The following is a 19,375-nucleotide window of genomic DNA, read 5'->3' as shown; positions in this document are numbered from 1 at the left end:
GGCTTCCTCCTAAAAGAAAGCCTTGAATCACGTTCCGTCTGATTTGAGAATCCCAAGAGTCCACACAGCCTAGAGCGGTTCACGAATTTACTGAATCTGGAGGGATTCCGGTTCAGCGGCGAATATGATTCAAGATGCTGGCTGGATGGAGGCCAGCATCTATGGTCAGACCCCTTTCCGACGACCTGCGGAAGCGGGTGGTGGCGGCAGTATCGAAGGGCGAGAGTTGCCGCTCGGCGGCCGTGCGTTTTGGCGTCGCCGTCTCCTCGGTGGTGAAGTGGTCGCAGCGTTATCGGGCGACCGGCTCTGTTAAACCGGACAGAATGGGCAGACAACGCAAGTCGGTGCTGGACCCGCACGGCGACTTCATCAAGGAGCGGATCAGGCAGACCCCGCATTTGACGCTGCACGCGCTGAAGGACGAGCTGGCGACGCGCGGGGTCGCTGTGTCGCATAACGCGGTGTGGCTGTTCATGCGCCGCGAAGGGCTGCGGTTCAAAAAAAACCCTGTTCGCTCTTGAACAAGGCCGCCTTGATGTGGCCCGCCGGCGGCGACGCTGGCGATCGTGGCAGGCCGGCCTTGATCCTCGGCGCCTCGTCTTCATCGACGAGACCTGGATCAAGACCAACATGGCTCCGCTGCGCAGATGGGCACCGAAAGGAACCCGCCTTCGCGGCTTTGCACCACATGGCCACTGGCGCACCATGACCTTCCTCGGCGCACTGCGCTATGACCGCCTGGCGGCTCCCTGCCTGTTCGACGGGCCGATCAACGGGGAATGCTTCCGCGCCTATATCGAGCAGATCCTGCTGCCATCGCTGAAGCCTGGCGACGTCGTCATCATGGACAATCTCGGCAGCCTCAAGTCGACGGCGCTCCGCCGCGTCCTCAAGGCCGCCGGAGCCAGGCTTTGGTATCTGGCGCCGTACTCCCCTGACTTAAATCCGATCGAGCAGACCTTCGCCAAGATCAAGCACTGGATGCGCGCCGCCCAAAAACGCACTATCGACGAGATCAGCCGACACCTCGGCGAACTCATCCAAACCATCCAGCCAGACGAATGCAAAAACTACTTTGCCAACGCTGGATACGGTTCAATAAAAACGTGAAACGCTCTAGTGTCGCATCGCCCCCATCTCTGCCAGTATGCGCGGCAGAACGTCCTTCAACGAGCGGAAATCGTCGAACAGGTCCTTCTCCGGCACGACATCCGGGACGAGGTGGAGCGTCTTCAAGACGTCGAGCTGCGCCACTGGTAGCCCGACGATCAGGATGCGCTGGCCGGCGGCCTTCAGATCGATCAACGCATCCACAAGTGCATAGGCACCGGACTGGTCCATGAAGCGGACCCGGTCCATGCGCAGCACCAGGACCTTGCCGCCCTGTGCGCGCAGGGCGATGTCGGCGAAACCGCGGGCGAAGCCGAAGAACAGTGGACCCTCGATGTGCTTGACAAGGAGCCGGTCGTGGTCCGCCGCGGGCAGGCCAAGCTCGTCGGCCCAGGGCTCGTCTGCCATCGGACCGATGGTGGTCTGCTGTTCGGAGAGATCGGCGACGTTCTTCATGAAGACGAAAGAGGCCGCGATCAGGCCGGCAGCGACGGCGACGATCACACCGGAGAAAACCGTCAGCACCAGCACCAGGAGCATCAGCGCCGCATCAGCGCGCGGCACCTTTGTGATGTGGCCCAGGCCACGCCTGTCGATGCAACTCAGGCCGGCGGCGACGAGGATACCGGCCAGCACCGCCGTCGGGATGTATCGCACCACACCGGACAGGCCGAGCAACACCGCCAGCAGGAATAAGCCGTGAACGACCCCCGACAGACGTGTGCTGCCGCCGGCCTCGATATTGACGATGGTTCGGATGCTGGCGCCAGCGCCAGGCAGCCCTCCGACCAGCGCCGCGGCCATGTTGCCGACGCCCTGGCCGATCAGCTCGCGGTTGCTGGCGTGATGGGTCTTCGTGATGTTGTCAGCCAGCAAGGCGCTGAGGAGCGAATCGATGGCGCCGAGCAATGCGAGCTCCAGCGCCGTGGTCACGATGAAGCTGACCCGCGTGAAGTCGAATTCGGGCACGACAAAGGCCGGCAGCCCGGACGGGATGGCGCCAATGCGCGGCGCGTCCACGCCGAACAGGAGCGAGCCCGCGGTCACCAGCACCATGGCGACGACGGATGAAGGCACCGCCCGCGTGACGCGCGGCAGGAGATAGATGATCGCAAGCGTCGCCGCGGCCATCAGCGCGACAGGCCAGGCGAATCCGGCGGGCAGCGTGTGCAGCTTGGCGAGGATCTTTGCGGGATCCGAGGAAGGCGCCGCCATTCCGGCCATCGGGAAAATCTGCTGGATGAAGATCAGGACGCCGATGCCGCTCATGAATCCGGAGATCACCGGATACGGCACGTAGCGGATGTAGCTCCCGAGGCGCAGCAGTCCCATCAGCGCCTGCAGCGCCCCCGTCAGCAGAAAGACGGCGACGACGAAAGCAAGGTTCACCTGGCCGTTGGGAAGCATGCTCGCGGTGACCACGCCGGCCGAGACCAGGGTCATCGGCGCGGTGGGGCCGGACACAAGCACCGGCGTACCACCGAATAACGAGGCGAGTATCCCGAGCACGATCGCACCATAGAGACCGGCTTCCGGGCCAAGACCCGAGAGGGCGCCGAGCGCGAGGCATAACGGCAGAGCAACGACGCCTGCGGAAAGCCCGCCAAACAGGTCCCCTCGGCTCGGAATAAATTTGATAGCCATTATCGCCGATCCACCTGGAAGCTCTGGGCCCGTCTCAGTTGTCCGGCGAGTACGGCAGCGCAGATTTGTGCGCGCAGAGCCGCAACCGGCCGTCGGCGCAGCGGCGAAAAACGAAGGTCTTGTCCACCATGATCTCATCCCCGGATGAGCTCTGCGCATAAACATTGCCCATGGTGATGGCGATGTTGCCGTGAATCTGGATTCCGTTCTCCGCGGCGTTGTTGTCGTACCAGACCTTCACCCAGTGATTCAGCGCAAATCCCTTGTCCTCCGGGAAGTCGGGATCACCTGCGACGAAATAGGACAGCGCACCCTTCTTCGTGCTGCGGAACGCGTTCTTGCCGAAGGCGAGCGTCGGCTTGAAGAAGACAGTACCCTCCGCGTAATCGTACAGGTCATCGATCAGCGCGCTGGCGACGGCACGGAAGTCACCGCCTTCGGCGTGCACCGCGCCAATGCGTATCAGTGCGTCGCACCAGGCTTGCTGAACGGCGTTGACGTCGTCTTCGGTGATGGGGATCATGAGGGTGCTCCAATCCTTGGCTTCTTGGTCGGGAGACAAGTTTGCAAGCGGAGTAACTAAGATTAGCAGTCCGTCCGCCCGGTAGGAACCGATTTCGCGATACTGAGCAGCGAGCGACTCCGGCCCGTGAACTCATGCCCGACACCCTCTCCGCCCGGATCAGCGTCCCGCGTGATCGATGGCGTGGCCGGGCTTTCCGCCGAAACCGAACAGCAACAAGTACCCGGCAGGAACGAACAACAGCGTCAGCATCGACGCCACGGCAAGCCCAGACATCATCAACACTGCCATCGGCGTCCAAAGCGCTCCACCGAAGATCGCCATAGGCATCAACCCGAGAACGGTGGTCGCCGAGGTCAGAAGGATCGGACGCAACCGCTTTTTGGACGCCGCGACCACGGCCTCCTCCAGGTCCAGCGTCTCGCGCTCAATATCAATCTGGTCGATCAGCACGATCGCGTTGTTGATGATGATGCCCGCAAGGCTGATGATCCCGAGCGTTCCGAAGAACGACAGCGGCTGTCCGGTCGCCAGAAGCGCCCAGGGTATCCCGACGAAAATCAACGGGATCGTCACGAACGTCAGCAGCGTGCGACGGAATGAATTGAATTGCAGGATGATCGCAAACACCATGACCACCAGGGCAGCCGGAAGCCATTTGCTGAGTCTTTGATTGGTCTCGGCGCTTTTTTCGATCTCGCCGCCGATAACGACTTGGTAGCCGCCGCCGAGATCGAGCTTGTTCAGGCCGGGCTGGATAGAGGCCAGAAGCTCACCGGCCGTCAGCGTCGCGCTGCGGCCGGTGGCGATGACCGTCCTCTCCTGGTTCTTCCGGCGAATTCTCGAAAAGTCAAAACCCATGCGCAATGTCGCGACCTGGGCGAGCGGAATAAGGCTTCCATTGTGCGCGAAGGTGGCGCTGGTCAGCCCCTCGATGCTTCTGTGTGTCTCCGCGCCCGCCCGGAAGACGATCGGGATGGAGTTATCGCCCTCGCGATAGACCGAAACCGATGTTCCCGTGAAATATGTTCTCAACTGCTGGGTAATTTCTTCAGACGTCAACCCGAGCTGCCGGATGCGGTCCTGATTGACGTCGACAATGACCTTGATGACCTTGTTGCCCCAATCGTCATCATTATCTCGAATCCCTGGAGCGTTGCGGAATAGCGACCGCACCTGCGCGCTCAGCGCGAGAAGGCGATCTGCATCCGGCCCGGATATTTCCACGTCGACGATGCCAGCTTCCACCGCCCCCATCGCCAGCCGCTTGATCTTGAATCGCGCTTCGGGATGACTTTGGAATAGATACTTCCATCCACGATCCGCAGCGCGAACGGCACCTTGATAGTCCTTGGTGTTGACCAGAAAAAAGGCCGTGCCTGGGTCCGCCGGCACCGGCGTCAATGACAGATAGAACCGCGGCCCGCCATCGCCGACATAAAGGATGTGGCTCGCGATCTCCGGGTTTTCTTGCGGGTCCGCAAGCCACCGGGAAATCTTCAAGGCGCTGTTTTCGGCCTCCGATATGTCGGTGCCGTCAGGCATATTCATGTAGATCAGGAACTGGTTACGTTCGCTGAGCGGAAACATCTGCTTGGGGATCCGGCCGAACTGCATGACGGAAAGCACGACCAGCACACCGCAGATTCCCAACACGACCGGAGAGGCGCGAAGCACCACGCGCAGCACCGCGCCATAGGCCTTATGAAGGCCCGACTCGGGATTGCCTTCACTGCTAGTATGGATTCTCGCGCCCATGAACCAGACCGTCAGGGCAGGAAGAATATAAAGCGCGGCAATCCATGAGCCGCCCAGCGTGACCGCGACGACAGCACCGAGTGAAAAGCCGTATTCGCCCACCGCTCCCGGAAGCAGGAAGAGCGGAAGAAATGCGGCGACCGTCGTGACCGACGAGACCAGGAGTGGAAAAGCATATTGCTGCCCCGATGCCAGCGCGGCGTCCGTCGGCGGCATGCCCCGTCCGACACGACTAATGATGTCTTCGACGATGACGACACCATTGTCGACCAGGAGGCCAAGCGCAATGATGATTGCCGCGATCGAAACCTGCTCAAGCGCGATGCCGAGCACGCGCATCCCGATGAGCGAGAACATCACGGCAAAGGGAACGATCATCGCTGCGATCAATCCGACCCGCAGCCCGAGGAAGATGATGACGATGGCGCCGACGACGAGGAACGTCTGGGCCACGCTCGAGAGCGCCGAGTTGACTGCGGCGCTGACCTGTTCGGCCTGATAGGCCGCGAAATCGATTTCGTACCCGATCGGCAGCTTGTCCCGATAGTTGCGCGCAAAGGCGCGAAGTTTTTTCCCGAGTTGGGTGACGTCCTGATCCGGTTGCATCACGATGCTGAGCGCGACGGCGGGCCGACCATTGAAAAAGATCGGTTTTACCTTCGGCGAAACGTAGTCCCGGCGCACCGAGACGACGTCGGATAGCCGCACCAGATTCTCGGTTGTGCCAACCCGGGTCAACATGGTTTCGATGGCGCGCACATTTGGAAAATCGCCGGAAGCCTCCAGCAGGATTCGAGTGCCGTCGGCTACGATATTCCCGGCCGGCAGGATGACGTTCTGTGTCTGCAAATCCTTGACAAGGGTGGTCACCTGGGCGCCCACGGCCGCGAGCTTGCTGGTATCGATCTCAAGCCAGACCCGTTCGTCCTGAACCCCCAGCACTTCAACTTTGGCCACCCCGCGAACCAGATAGAGCTTCTTGCGGAAATCGTCCGCGACATCCTTCATCTCGCGCTGCGTAAAGCCCTCGGCCGTGATTGCAATTGTCGCAATCGCGACGTCGCCGAAGTCGCTGTTGACGAAGGGGCCGATGGTGTTGTCCGGCAGCTCGATCTTGACGTCGGTCATCTTGTCGCGCAGGCGCTGCCATGCCGCGTTGACGTCACCGACTTCGTCCTCGAGGTCGACGTAGACGATCAGCGATCCCTCGATCACCAGCGAGCGGATATCCTTGACCTCGGCAAGCTCCCTGATCTTTCTCTCGATCGGAACGGCGACCAGATTTTCCATGCGTTCGGGGGCCATCCCCGGAAACAGCGCGGACACCACCGCCGTTCGAATCACCACGACCGGATCTTCGCGTTTGGGGAAATCAGGATACAGCGCAAAACCAGCCGCCAGCAGGCCTATCATGATGGTGATAGTGAAGCGCGAGCGCGCCAGGCCGAACCGGGTCAGAAAATTCAAAAGCGCTACTCCTGGAGCGGAAGAAGCTTCACTTTCTCACCATCAGTCAAATAGGACACTCCGGCCGATGCCACGATGTCACCGACACCGAGTCCCTCCGTAACGACAAGGCGATTGTCGCGAATGCCGCCAACGGTGATTTGGCGCTTTTTGACCGTCGAGCCCGCCGCGTCATAGAGGAATACGGTCGCGACACCCCGCAGATCGTTGCCGCCCTCCGGAACAAGCACGGTAAGCGGCAGCAAGAAGCCGCTTGCGCTGCCACCGATCAGCGGCTCTTCTATCGTTACCTCGACCGACATACCGGCATTAAGGCCCGGCGCGCTGTTCTTGAGCCTGACCACGACGGGAAATGCCGACACTTGTTGGGCCTTCGAGCCCAGCTCCTTGATCTCCCCCTTGAGGGAAAGATCGGGCCTGTCGGCGACCTTGACTGCGACCGGCTGTCCAACCGTGAGCGTCTGGAACGTTCCTGACGGCACCAGGAAGTCCATCTCGAAGCTGTCGTCGCTATACAGCGTAACGATCGATTGACCTGCCGCCACCTGGGCAAACGATTTCACCTCGACGCCGGCAATTGTGCCGCTGAAGGGAGCCAGCAGCTTGCTGCGATCAAGATTGTGAGTTGCCAGATCCAGTTGACGTTGTGCCTGGTCGAGCTGCGCTTTGGCAGTCAGGAGTGCTGCGTTGGCGCGATCGAAGTTGGCTTGTGTCGTAACAGCTCTCTTCAGAAGCTGATCCTGGCGCTGAAATTCCGCATCGGCATTGTCCAACTGAGCCTGAGCCTGCCTTGCGCCGGCGCTCGCCTGGTCGACCTGTGTCTGCAGCGATCGCGGGTCGATCTCTGCCAACACGTCTCCCAATTGGACTTTTTGGCCAGCTTCCAGCGTTACGGCCCTGAGCTGTCCGGCGATTTCGAAGGACAGACGGCTGACATCGGCGGGCTGCAGGATGCTTGGGAAGTGGCGCAAACGGCTCTCCGCCGTCGTAGCGACCTTGTAGGCGCGAAGGCCGCGAACCGACTGCTCGGCAGACTCGCTCTGCTTTTCCGAGCAATTGCACAGGCCTAGAAGCAGGATCAGTCCCGTGGCTATCGCAAGCGCTTTCTGACCGGAGTTCACAACCAAGCTCCGCGCAAAGGACTTTTCATATCATAGCCGAATTATTTTGACCGTCCACTCGGCCCGCTTGGAAGACTAGCGGTTGACGCTGCCATCCATCAACGCTCTCCGCCCACCGCCGCCGTTGGCGGATCGCTCTGCCTTTTTGGCCGGGCGTCTTGGAGGACTTCATCCGCGCGAAGATGAAGATGGAGGCCGTTTGCGCGGGTCTCGCCTCCTGCTCGCGATCAGGATGCGAGCGCGAAGCGATCCAGGGCCGTGCCTTTCTCCCTCGTATCAGTCGGGCGGCAACGCTTGTTTGCGTGGTCACCCGGCTCGGGTTCAATGATCCCTGTGCCTGCCGCCGTTATGGGCAATAGTCCCAAAAGCCCTGGGTGCGGGACGGGTCGGTATAGTACCAGCACATGCCGGTCGCGGGCGCGGCGCCGGCCCAGGCAGCTGCGGTCGCAGCCGTCACAAAACCGATTGCTGCTCCGGCCGCAATCGCGCCTCCCCGGGGCCATCGATACCACCCTGGTCGAGTCCATCCGCCGCCTCGCACGACGGTTCTACCGCGAACCGCGGCGTTGCCGCGTGGTCCGACGACGGCCGTACGACCGCGATACACGCCGCCCCGCGGCCCAACCGCGGCGCCGCCGCGATGAACGACGGCCCCGCCACGCGGCCCAACGCCGCGCCGCCGCGCCGTCCTCCTGCGCGCGCTTCGATGATGTCGGAAGATTTTGCGGCGTATTCGCCGATGCCGGCGGGATTAAGCGGCGCCGCCAACACCGTTCCGCCAGACACGGTGGTAATCATCTGATCGCAAGAATGGAAGTTGCCGCCTTGGCTATTCGCAAGTCGTAACGCATCATCGCACCTCCCTAGTGTGGATTTTTAGATTTCTCCCAATGACGAGCCTGGCTCATGGTCCCTCCGACCGCAGGGCCGTCGCCGTGCAAACCTGCAATTTCAAGCATATCGTTGCGTATCCGGTGAGACCCTCTCTCCGATCAGGTCTTCCCGCAAGGGCACGACGGCGAGACCAATAAAGTTTAAGGCGGCCAGATTCGACCAACACTGACGAAGGCAATGACGCCTATTCGATTGCCCAGCCTGAGCCGCGACACAGCTTGGGAAGCTCGGGATTGAGCGCCGTATTGGCCTCCGGGTCAATCGCTCAATCTTACATTTTTCCAGATCGGCCGGTGGAAAGCTTTAAGGTGTGTTGATACGATCAAACTTAAGCGTTCAGACCCTACTAGCGGTGTCGATGCGCCCCGAAGTCTACAGACATTTGCGCGATCACCAGCGACCGAACCAGGCGAGACCGATGGACTGGCACCCTGTATTGATCGATCTCGCCCTTCAAGGCGGCGGCTCGCACGGCGCATTCATCTGGGGGTGCTCGACCGCTTTCTCGAGGAATACTGGTTTCATATCGCAGCAATCTCTGGCACGTGGGCGGGCGCCATGAATGCGGCGGTGCTCGCCGATGGGTGGGTACAGGGGCAGGCGGAAGGCGCGCGCCGAGCACTCGGTGAATACTGGGAGCGCGTCTCTCGCGCGGCGAGGTTCAGCCCCTGCAGCGCTCGCCATTTGACCGCATTGCGGGGCGATGGACGCTCGATTCGTCCCCGGCCTATCTCGCGCTCACGCCCGAACTCGCGATGGATTGAAAGTATTATTCAGCGTTTGACGGCTGTAGAGTCACCGTCGCCCTCCGAAGGCAAAGGTCACACGTTCGAATCGTGTCGGGTCGCCAGTTTTTCTCTATTTTACAGCGCGATATGCGCGCCCGAACCGAAATTGCAGTTCTGTCCAATTCGAGCGAGTAAGCAATCAGGAGAATTCGTCGCTGAGTTTAGCCAGTTGTTCGGGAGTTTGAAGCAAAGGCCTCTGGCCAATCTCAACGCCTGCGGATTGCTGCCCAGCGTCAGGTCCGCTTTTCCGAGTTAGAAACCTGGATGCGCCAGCAGCGAGCGTTACTCTCCACCAAGAACGATACCGCCAAGGCGATCAACTACCTTCTCAACCGCTGGACAGCGTTCACCCGCTTCCTCGACGACGGTCGTGGCTGCTTGTCAAACAACGCAACCGAACGTGCCTTGCGTCGCATCGCGATCGGAGACTTTTGCCGGCTCTGACGCTGGCGGTGATCGCACAGCCGCCATCTATACATCGAGACCTGCAAAATGAATGATGTTGATCCGCAACCTTGGCTAGCCGACGTGCTGTCGCGGCTTCCTGATCATCGCGCCAGCCAAGTCGCCGATCTGCTTCCGTGGACTTGGAAAGCCGCTCAACAATCCAAGACTGCATCTACTGCGCGATCTTGTAGAGGGTAAGAACGATAAGTTAGGCAACGAAGGCGAAGTGATTCTGTGGATTGGCCAAAACCACGCGGTCTACCGGCAAGGTCTTCTCGCCGCGGCAACGACTGGACCCGCCGCTTCAAAAGGATCGCCAACGACGCCTATCCGCCCAACGCGGGATCCGCGATCGACATGAAGAAACGCGATTGGACCTTTGTAACGCTGTGCCTCGCTAGAGCGATTTTTGCGGCCGTCGGGAGTATCAAGGTCGCAATGAGCTATAGGGCCCATCGTGCCGCATCGGACTTCAGCAGTTCGCATCGGCCCCGCTACCCCCTGGACATGGCGCGGCCTACCCGCTCTCGGGGGCGTTTCGGGTCGATTCCCTTCCACGCCTTGGCTTATTTTGTGGCATGTCCCGGATTTAGGGCGCACAATCACCATGTCACCGCCCGGTACCGTGGCAAACATCGGTGATGAGAACGCCGGTCGCGCTCCCGCCAATCCCGAAGGGATGGAGCAGCGCATGCATAGGCATCGTCGTATTCAACAATCTGAAACGCATCAAACTAGACCGGCACAAGCGGCTGTTCGCTTGCGCCAACAAGCGACGGGTACTCTGCCGCGCATCAAACGCGAGCGCCTTATCCGCAGAGCCCAACAAGCCGATACGGCCTCCCAGGTGGACGAGTGGCTTTCCTCGCCCCGGGGCTGAGCACACTAGGTTCAAGCGGGCCGCCGCGATGCTCCTAGAACGAAAAGCCCGGCCACGAGGGCCGGGCTGATCGGAAATATATTCGAAGATGGACAACCCATAGAACTAACGCGTATCGACCCAGCAGTCGATGCACAAAGCGACGATAAACGTCCGTAACACCACGGTGTCCTGAACAGGTGTGACCAGCGAGTGCTCCCGCCGCCGCCGCCACGACATCGACGGTGCCGAGAATGTTGATGATGGTTACAGCCAGCGAGCGCTTCGGTCCTGATCCTTGACTAAGCGAGTCAGGCGGAAAGGAACTGCCATGCATCGCAACCTCGATGTTTTCAAGGACGCCTTGTTTTGGGGTGCAATGGCTTTGGCGTGTCGCCAATCGTCTTGAGTGGCGCGCTTCTAGTGTGGCTACATCGATAGTCTCCGAATTGGAGCAGCCCGGCTCGGCTGCTGGCGATCTTCCGGTCGGTCCAGTCCTTCCGCGCCGCGTGAACACCATCGCCGCGAGATTGGCGATGTGGTTCTGAACGCGGTAACCGTCGAACTTGTTTTCGTGAATCCATTGTTTGCCGAACGGCGCGCGGTCGATCAAAGAGCGCCAGAGAAACGACCTCAGAGCGGGTGGCATCTGAGGCCGCTTGACACCTACCGCTGGGCATTGAGCAAAATGTCGACCGGTCAATAGGCTAGGCTTTCGGAGATAAGATCACCGATTGCTGAGGACCAAGAACTCCAAAGATCGTTCGTTCCGTCGTAATCTGAAATATTTGAGTGCCCTAACTAAACTTGGCCACACCTCCCCACGCTCAAAAATTAGCGGCGACCAGATCGTAAGAACCTCTGCTTCCGCGAACGTAGACCTTGGCAGCGGCGGCGCATATTCGATCACGGTTGGAATCGAAAGCGTTCAGAAGACCCGACTCGTCAGGATGGGCATCCGGTTGGAGGCGCCTCAATGCGCCTTCGTCTATGAAAAACGATGCCTCTATCGCGCTATCGTGTCCCCAAAATCGCACGGCATGCCGCGTTCGATCATATGAACGACTGTGATTTGGAAACTCAATCATGTGGCTGTGACCGATCAGCTTGTCGGTGTACGAGGCGCCCTGCCCGTTTGCAGACCCGCACCGAGGCATATTCGACGGCCACAAGATCGGGCGTGGCGAAAGCACGCGCAGCGGGAGTGTGACTGAAGCGATCCGGTTGCGGTCAAGTATAAATGGCTACGCCGGAATCGGATTACAACCCTGCTCGATCCAGCCCGACAAATAAGTTTCAACCTCGTTATTCGGCGACGTGTCACTATATCTTCCATATCACCGCGCGCTTCCCCGGCTGTCATCGGTGACTGAGAGCATTGCGCTCCCGCCGCGACCAAAAGGCGGCCGATATGTTCAATCTCTACAAGTTCAGTGTTCGCGAGTGGCTGGTGCCCCCGGTATTGCTGCCGAGCTTTTTTTGGTGCTGATCGCCGCCGCGATGCTCATTCAATGGTAGTCCACTTCGGCGGGTCGAGACAATCGGCTCAGGCAGACAGCTCGTTCGCCTCGACGAAAGAACGCGGCCATCGTTGGTTAAGGAGTTGGACGCCAGAGCGGTGGCCGCCCTGGATGAAGCCCGCCGGGAGATCAGCGGAGGCGATGAATAAGGCAACTTGCGAAATGCCGCTGAAAGGCACGAGCATTTCTTCAGCAAGAGCGGCGCGCGCCGGCACAATGACGGCCGTTTAGCGCGACTTCCTTCCCGATCCACCGTTCACGCATCGTGATTGGCTCGCGTATTCAGGAAAAGAGCGCTCTGGCTTGGATCATATGTGCGCCGAGATGCTTGTCCCTGATCGACCGCCTGTCCGAGTCGATAGCCGTTCTCGTGGACGCCCATCCGATGGTGCTCGATCTTTCATGCGTTCCAGCCGTCGTACTCATCGTCGAGGACGAGATGATGCTCCGCATGCGCGCAGTCGAAATGGTGGAAGACGCCGGCTACACGCCGGTTGAAGCCCTGGATGCCGACGAAGCCATCGCGATCATGGAATCCAGGTCCGACATCGCGCTGATGTGCACCGACATCCAGATGCCCGGCAGCATGGACGGCCTGGGACTTGCACGTGCCGTGCATGAACGTTGGCCGTCGATCAAGATCATTGTGGTGTCGGGAAAATTGAACCCGTCGAACAGCGATCTGCCTGCCTGCAGCAAGTTTTTCGGCAAGCCACTCGACGCCAGGCAAATGATAGCCCAGATGCAGAGCATGATCGGCCAGACCTGACGACGGCAGCCTTCACGTCGATGCCGGCAACATCGTCTGATGGCGTCGTCAGACCCTCCGAAGATCGGTGCGGCAACCAACTCAGAGTGATACAATTGGGGATGACTGAAGACGATCTCCATACAGACCAGCGCGCCGGGAGCGGCGCAGAACCGCACCAGGACTTTCTGGCGGCGGAGAATGTCAGCCTGCGGCTTCTGCTTGCGCAGGCCGAGATCAATACCCGCAGTCTGCTTGCCAACGCCGGCATCAAGGCCCGGGAGCGCGAGGCGTCCGACAAGCTGCAGAGGCTGATCCTTGAAGAGCTGCACCACCGCATCAAGAACACGCTCGCGACCGTGGGAGCCATCGTCTCCCAGAGCCTGCGCACTTTGCAGGGAGCGGAACACGCGCAGCACACGATCGGAGGCCGGCTGCTGGCGCTCGGACGAGCGCACGATCTCCTTCTACAGGCAAGATGGACCAGCGCAGATCTTGGCACCGTCGTCCGCGGAGCCACCGAAGCCTTTGACAGTCCGGATGTGCCGAAATTCTCGATTTCGGGACCAGACATCCGGATGACGCCGGGTGCCGTCATCGCCGTCGCGATGACGCTTAACGAGCTTTGCACGAACACCACGAAGTTTGGCGCCCTGTCGGTCCCGGAGGGACACGTCGACATCGCCTGGGCGCTGGATCCACAGACACAGCGTTTGCACCTTGCATGGACCGAGAAAAACGGTCCGGCAGTGCACCCTCCAGAAAAGCGCAGCTTCGGCACGAGGCTGATAGAGACGCTGGGCAAGCAGCTCAAGGGCGACGTGCGGTTGACCTACGAGCCGACCGGCTTCGTATACGCATTCGATGTGCCGATCGCTTCTCTGACTTCGCCGGCGGCGTAAGTCCGTATTCAGATCGATTGACGGAGCCAGGGGATATTGCTGGTCCGGTAAACAACGGCCCCAGCAGGGGAAGAACTGGGGCCGTCATTCATCGGATACCGAGGGGGACGGCATCCGGTCACCTCTTACCAGGTTTGTCCCGTGAAATTGGTTCCAACGTCCATTCGAGAGCAACGGGGCGAGCGTGAACCTTGGCACACTCAGTGCAGACAGATAGCTACCGGAGGATTGCAATGTCCGGACTGACACAATGCCGCCAGGCATTATTCCGCGACGTTGTGCGTCCTAATTCCGGACTCTTGAGCCACCACAGCCGTCGGTAGCTGTGCCCCGAGCACGCGTGGCCGTCCAAGTCACCGGCTTTTTCGGCGCGCGCGATCGACCTCAGTCGAATGCGGATGGAAGCTCGCCCTTGCGAAAGATGACGGTTGGCTCGTCGTCATAGTCACCCATCTCGGGATCGCCGGTGGATGAGAAGGCAATGACGCCGAGCTTGCTTACCGCCAGTCTCTCTGCCGTCTGCAGTGCGCCCCTTGCCGTCTTGCAGGCGATCGGAGCATCGGCTTTCAGGAATCCTCCCCGGCCGGCGTTGAACGCCTGGACGAAGTAGCTTGTTTCGCGAGCCATGCGCGTCTCCTTGGACCTCTCTTTGGGGCGCTTCTTTGAGCGCGCAGGTCAAACCGTGCGATTTCGGATTCAGGACATCGACTGCAGCAGCGCAGAAATCTTGATGGTCGCGAAATTGGAGAAAGTGTCCGATACGGCGTACGGCAGAATGAGTTGATCGTTGTGGGTCATCGCCCCGCAGGTATAGACCACGTTGGGAACGTATCCTTCGCGTTCGCCTGGTTCGGGCCGCAACAATGGCTCGCTCGAACGCGCCAGCATCCTGGACGGGGCGCGCTTGTCGAGCAGCACGGCGCCAATCGAATATTTCCGGACCGGGCCGACACCGTGCGTCAACAGCAGCCAGCCTTCCTGCAGTTCGATCGGTGATCCGCAGTTGCCGATCTGCACAAACTCCCAGGGAAACTGCGGCTTCAGGATCGCCTGACCGCCTTCCCACCTGTACAAGTCGTCAGAATAGACCAGATAGAGGTTCTCGTTATCCTGTCGCGCGATCATAGCGTACTTGTCGTCGATCCTGCGCGGGAACAGCGCCATGCCCTTGTTGCGAGCGGCGGCACCATGCAGGGGTGACATGCGAAATGATAGGAAGTCACTTGTCTCGATCAATTCCGATCGGATCGCCGTGCCCTTGTAGGCGGTATAGGTTGCATAATAGGACGTCCGTCCGCCATCGCTGAATTCGACGAAGCGGGCGTCTTCGATGCCGTTGGACTGGGATTCCGTAACCGGAAAGATAACGCGTTCGCTGATATCCTGCTCCGGCCTGAAGATTACCTCAACTTCGTCGCCGATCGGTCCGGGTGCCCGATATCCGATCCTGGGACTCGAGGCGAGCCGGGCCGTCGGATCGACCGTAATGCTGCCGTCGGCCGCGATGGTGCCAGCGCGAAACGTCAGAGACGACACATGTCCTTCGCCGACGGCACGGAGGCTGAGAATGAAGCGCAGGCTGCCTGGCGGGGCTCCCGACTGGTCGGGGTGCGGAACGATGCTGGGATTGAACAGCGCCGATGCTTCGAACGAATACTCATGCAAGAAATAGGCGCCGATGAGCTGGCGCTGGACTTCGGAGAAAGTGCCGTGCGCCGTAAGCGCCTCTTCCATTTCGTCGGCCCGGAGTTCAAACGTCTTCAGGAGGTTGGGGTGCCGGCCCTGGAAGTTCTCCAGCACGTCCGCCAGTTGGCTCGCTGCTGTCTTCGCGTCGAGCGCAAGAACGCGCTCGACGATATGGTTGGCGCGCGTCTTGTCGGTCGGATTGAGATCGCGCGGTTCGGTCGCCGGCTTGAACGGGCGCACGATCACGCGCGCGGGATCGGGACGCAGATGAAGTGCCTGCCGATTCAGAAAAGTGGCTTGCAATGGAGTTCCTCTGTTCGCCCAAGTCATACCAGATCAGGTGCCGACGGCCCGAAGCGATACCGGGTTTTTTGGGTTGACATCAGCGCGCCCAAGCTGACGGATATCGGCAACCGCCAGAAGATAGGATACGACTGACTCGCCCCCGCAATTTTCATTGGCACGATCGGGGTGCAGACCGTCGCGGCAACTGCCTGTCTCGGAATCGACGAGCGCAATCGACAGATCGTTGCTGCCGAGAAACCAGCAGAACACCTTCGTCGCGAGCATCTTCCATTCTGCATCGCCGTCCGCGCGCCACGCGGTCAGGCAGGCCGCAATCGTCGCTGTTGCCTCCAACGGCTGTTGATCGAACGCGCGAGGGGGTTTTCGCCGATCGCCGAACCCGGCGGTGCCGACCGGCCTGAAATGGCCCGTTGCCCCCTGTTGGGTCGTCAGCCAGCGCAGGGATCTTAGCCCGGCCTCGACATAGCTGGGTGTCTGCGTCGCCATACCTGTGGCGACCAAAGCCTGAGGCAAGCGCGCATTGTCGTAAGCGAGGCCCTCCTCGAACCACACCCAGTCCGGCGTCTCGACCGACAACAGACTGGACATCAGCTTGCCGGCAAGAAGATTACGGATTTCCCGGGCGTGAAGATCATCGGGAGCTGTCGCACAATAGGCGTCCAGACCAAGCAACGTGAAGGCCCATGCGCGAGGTGAACGAAACGCTGCCGCGGCAGGTAGTGCTTCGGCAAACAGGGTAGCGGCCCAGCGACGTCGTGACGCGCTGGCGTCCTTGCGCGCGCAACCGCCCAGGGCCCACAACGTTCGCCCGTGACTGTCCTCGGACCCCCTGTCCTCGAGCCAGGTCCGGTTGAAGCCCATGAAGTTACGAAATCGTCTGGTGTCGGGATTCCAGGCATGCTGCACGAAAGCTGCAAAGCAGCCCGTCAGAATTTCCGGAAGGGGCTGCTCGCCCGGTTCATTGAGTGCGCAAGCCAATAGCAACGCGCGGGCGTTGTCGTCCACGCAATAACCGTGCGCGCGATCGGGTACCGAATGCACGGCGTGCTGGAACAGGCCGGTATCGTCGCACATCGATAGAAAGTGCTCCAATCGCATGTGGGGCGCTCCCGCGGGGCTGAGCGGCGCGATCGCCTCAGGCGCGGCGCGCGCGATCACCTTCAGCCGGTGGCCCTGCCGCGCATGCTCAAAGGTGGTTATGTAACGCTCGGCGGTGCGCTCCCATGTCATCGACCGGCTGGTGGCATAGGCCCGCTTGCGCATCGCCTGCCGGCGGGGGGCGTCGGTGAGCAATTCAGCGATTTCGTGGCCGATCCCCGCTGCATCCCCAAAGGAAACGAGGATGCCGCGCCCATCGGCCAATAGCTCGCGCGCATGCCAATAGGGTGTCGAGACGACAGGTTTGCCGAGGCCAAAGCTGTAGGCCAGCGTACCCGACGTCATCTGCGCCTCGTTGAGGTAGGGCGTGACGTAAACATCGCACATTGAGATGAACTCGAGCAGCGTGGCCTGATCAACGAACTGATTGAGAAATACGACGTGATCTTCAACGCCGAGTTCGCGCACGCGGGCCGTCAGGCTTTCGCGATAGGCTTCACCTTGATCGCGAACCAGGTTGGGATGCGTCGCGCCGAGCACGACATAGACCGCATCCGGTCGTCGTTTCAGGATCGAAGGCATGGCGTCGATCATGACCTCGATGCCTTTGCTGGGCGACAACAGCCCGAACGTCAGAATGACGGAGCGGCCGCTGAATCCCAATCTTGCTTTTGCCGGGTCCGGCGCGACAAACGGAAAGTCGGGGATGCCATGGGCAATGACTTCGATCTTCTCGTGCGGCACCCGATAGACGCAATGCAGTAGCTCACGGCCCTTGTCGGCCATCACGACGACCTTCGCGGACGCCTCGACGATTCGCTCCGTTACCGTGCGCTGGATTGCGCTGGGGCTTGCCAGAACAGTGTGCAGTGTGGTGACAACCGGCATGGTTAGGCGCGTCAGCAATTCGAGGATGTGGGCGCCGGCGTCGCCGCCGAAAATCCCGAATTCGTGCTGCAGGCAGACGACGTCAAATCGACCGGCGTTCAGGGAAGCTGCGGCGCGGGCATACTCCTGAAGGTTGTCGTCCCTGATCTGCAGGACGACCGACGCGGGATAGTCATAGGTCTGATCGCGGTCGGTCATCGCCACGACGCAGGCCTGCAGGCTTGGTCCTGAATTCGAGATCGCGCGTAGCAGGTCGGTCGTGAATGTTGCAATGCCGCAGCGGCGAGGCAGCGAATTGCCGATCAGCGCAATCCTGCGGGGCGGCGTCACGTACGCGCCTTTGCGTGGGCGATCAGATCAGCGGGCGCGGCTGATTGAACGAGTGGGGTCGAAAGCTCGCAGAGCCTCTGTAAAAGCGAATCGATTGGCTGGGCCGCCGGATACGCAATCAGGGCGGTCAACCCATTGGGGCCAACCTCGATGCTGCTGCGACCACCGCCAACGAATACCACCTGCCCGATTGATACCGTGGCCAATCCGATCGCCGCATGGCCGTCGAGAACAAGAATCCACGTCTCCGGTTCCGCAACCAGTGCCCAGCTTGAAGCCTCCTGCAGGTCAACGCGCTCGAGCACGAAATGCCGGCTGGCTACGAGAACCGTCCGTTCATCCGTGAGCCGGGTCGGATTGGCTGGGGATGGAAGCGGCCACGCGTTGGCAACGGCGACCGCATTGTTGATGTGCAATTCACGGTGTCTGTCATAGTCAAACAGGCGGAACGTGGTGTCGCTGCGCTGCTGAATTTCGGCCAGCACGATGCCGGCACCGAGCGCGTGGATTGTGCCGGCAGGGATGAAGATGACATCGCCTTTCGCAACTGAACGCCATTGAACCAGTTCAACGATCGAGCGGTTCGAGATCGACGCCCGCAATTCCCGCGGCGTTACCCGGCGGTTCAAACCAATGCCGATCTGCGCGCCCGATTTCGCCGAGATGGTGTACCATGCTTCGCTCTTGCCGTTCGGCATCCCCATCGCGCGCGCGAAGGTGTCGTCCGGATGGACCTGGATGGACAATGGCCCGCTTGTGAACAACAGCTTGAGCAGCAGCGCAGGGACAGGAGCGTTCTTGTCGGCTCGCTCGAACCACAGTTCGCCCACGGCGTCACCCGTGCCGTCGATGTCGCTCCATGGCTGGAGATCGCTGACGCCCCAGGGCTTGTGCATGGCCCGCACGGAAGCGCGTTCGATGGGCATGGTTGTCCTGACGCGTGACGCGCACGCCGGAGCGACGTGCCGTTGCTCGATCTCGTCGATTACGATTTGTGTGGCTAAGGCGTCGCGCCTCCGGACGCCTTCTTGCAGGAAGCCGGTGACGCTATTGGTCATATGGATACTCGGCACCCAATAGCAAGCTTTTCGCGATTCGCGGTCGCTATAGTAGAAACAGTGCTTACAGCCATTGCCTTGGCGATTTCTCTCGACATCGTGCAAGAAAGGGCGTCTGCTACAAAGATCACCGTCCACCCCTGGCTGCTATCGGTGACTGAGAGACCTGTACTCCCGCCACAGAGAGGGAGGTCAGTGTGTCCACCATCCCAAAATTCAAACTGCATG

Annotated in this window: 14 protein-coding genes and 2 pseudogenes; 5 read left to right on the top strand and 11 right to left on the bottom strand. The window is 60.6% G+C overall.

The features are described 5' to 3' along the window. Window positions 1–161 precede the first annotated feature (161 nt). Window positions 162–1,110, top strand: a protein-coding gene (locus AC5ZGW_RS38170; protein WP_130227910.1) for an IS630 family transposase whose coding sequence is annotated in 2 segments (ribosomal slippage) — window positions 162–497 and window positions 499–1,110 — 948 coding nt in all. Because the reading frame shifts where the segments join, the coding sequence is not laid out codon by codon here. A 6-nt stretch (window positions 1,111–1,116) separates the two neighbouring features. Here the strand turns inward: AC5ZGW_RS38170 and AC5ZGW_RS38165 are convergent. The 5 genes from AC5ZGW_RS38165 to AC5ZGW_RS38145 all read right to left on the bottom strand — a co-directional run bounded on the left by AC5ZGW_RS38165 (window position 1,117) and on the right by AC5ZGW_RS38145 (window position 8,421). Then, on the bottom strand, window positions 1,117–2,754 hold the full coding sequence (locus AC5ZGW_RS38165) for a SulP family inorganic anion transporter (protein WP_130227909.1): 1,638 nt from the start codon (window positions 2,752–2,754) through the stop codon (window positions 1,117–1,119). Between the two features lie 34 nt (window positions 2,755–2,788). After that, a complete protein-coding gene (locus AC5ZGW_RS38160; protein WP_130227908.1) occupies window positions 2,789–3,277 on the bottom strand; it encodes a metal-independent carbonic anhydrase family protein in 489 nt (162 codons plus the stop codon). Window positions 3,278–3,436: 159 nt separating this feature from the next. Continuing rightward, complete coding sequence (locus tag AC5ZGW_RS38155; protein ID WP_130227907.1) at window positions 3,437–6,502, bottom strand: efflux RND transporter permease subunit; 3,066 nt, start codon at window positions 6,500–6,502, stop codon at window positions 3,437–3,439. 5 nt (window positions 6,503–6,507) lie between these two features. Beyond that, entirely contained in the window at window positions 6,508–7,473 is a 966-nt protein-coding gene (locus AC5ZGW_RS38150; protein ID WP_165435370.1) for an efflux RND transporter periplasmic adaptor subunit, read from the bottom strand. Between the two features lie 603 nt (window positions 7,474–8,076). Next, entirely contained in the window at window positions 8,077–8,421 is a 345-nt protein-coding gene (locus AC5ZGW_RS38145) for a hypothetical protein (RefSeq protein ID WP_165435369.1), read from the bottom strand. Between the two features lie 514 nt (window positions 8,422–8,935). Here AC5ZGW_RS38145 and AC5ZGW_RS38140 point away from each other — a divergent pair. Then, window positions 8,936–9,251 (top strand): annotated as a pseudogene (locus tag AC5ZGW_RS38140) (patatin-like phospholipase family protein); the annotation flags it as partial. Window positions 9,252–9,482: 231 nt separating this feature from the next. Then, a pseudogene (locus AC5ZGW_RS38135) lies at window positions 9,483–9,950 on the top strand (IS66 family transposase); the annotation flags it as partial. A gap of 716 nt (window positions 9,951–10,666) precedes the next feature. On the opposite strand, the gene AC5ZGW_RS38130 reads toward AC5ZGW_RS38135, so the two are convergent. Together AC5ZGW_RS38130 and AC5ZGW_RS38125 are read right to left on the bottom strand one after the other, a co-directional pair. Next, the gene (locus AC5ZGW_RS38130) at window positions 10,667–11,224 is read right to left on the bottom strand and encodes a DNA ligase-like domain-containing protein (protein ID WP_130227904.1); all 558 of its coding nucleotides are present in this window, start codon (window positions 11,222–11,224) and stop codon (window positions 10,667–10,669) included. 214 nt (window positions 11,225–11,438) lie between these two features. Then, window positions 11,439–11,699, bottom strand: coding sequence for a DUF1488 family protein (locus AC5ZGW_RS38125; protein ID WP_130227903.1), 261 nt, complete (start codon window positions 11,697–11,699; stop codon window positions 11,439–11,441). An 817-nt stretch (window positions 11,700–12,516) separates the two neighbouring features. On the opposite strand from AC5ZGW_RS38125, the gene AC5ZGW_RS38120 reads away from it, so the two are divergent. Together AC5ZGW_RS38120 and AC5ZGW_RS38115 are read left to right on the top strand one after the other, a co-directional pair. After that, entirely contained in the window at window positions 12,517–12,900 is a 384-nt protein-coding gene (locus AC5ZGW_RS38120) for a response regulator (RefSeq protein ID WP_130227915.1), read from the top strand. Between the two features lie 101 nt (window positions 12,901–13,001). Next, on the top strand, window positions 13,002–13,781 hold the full coding sequence (locus tag AC5ZGW_RS38115; RefSeq protein ID WP_130227914.1) for a sensor histidine kinase: 780 nt from the start codon (window positions 13,002–13,004) through the stop codon (window positions 13,779–13,781). Between the two features lie 384 nt (window positions 13,782–14,165). Here the strand turns inward: AC5ZGW_RS38115 and AC5ZGW_RS38110 are convergent, their stop codons facing one another. From AC5ZGW_RS38110 to AC5ZGW_RS38095, 4 genes are all read right to left on the bottom strand, one after another. Beyond that, entirely contained in the window at window positions 14,166–14,408 is a 243-nt protein-coding gene (locus AC5ZGW_RS38110; protein WP_130227902.1) for a hypothetical protein, read from the bottom strand. A 69-nt stretch (window positions 14,409–14,477) separates the two neighbouring features. Further along, entirely contained in the window at window positions 14,478–15,797 is a 1,320-nt protein-coding gene (locus tag AC5ZGW_RS38105; RefSeq protein WP_130227901.1) for a glycoside hydrolase family 130 protein, read from the bottom strand. 6 nt (window positions 15,798–15,803) lie between these two features. Continuing rightward, window positions 15,804–18,089: a glycosyltransferase family 4 protein gene (locus AC5ZGW_RS38100; RefSeq protein WP_130227900.1), complete on the bottom strand. Its 2,286-nt coding sequence runs from the start codon at window positions 18,087–18,089 to the stop codon at window positions 15,804–15,806. Next, on the bottom strand, window positions 18,086–19,147 hold the full coding sequence (locus AC5ZGW_RS38095; protein ID WP_245474887.1) for a class I mannose-6-phosphate isomerase: 1,062 nt from the start codon (window positions 19,145–19,147) through the stop codon (window positions 18,086–18,088). The genes AC5ZGW_RS38100 and AC5ZGW_RS38095 overlap by 4 nt, the downstream gene beginning before the upstream one ends. Window positions 19,148–19,375 lie beyond the last annotated feature (228 nt).

The organism is Bradyrhizobium sp. Crot121 (assembly GCF_059512385.1).
This window is presented reverse-complemented; position numbering and strand designations above follow the sequence as displayed.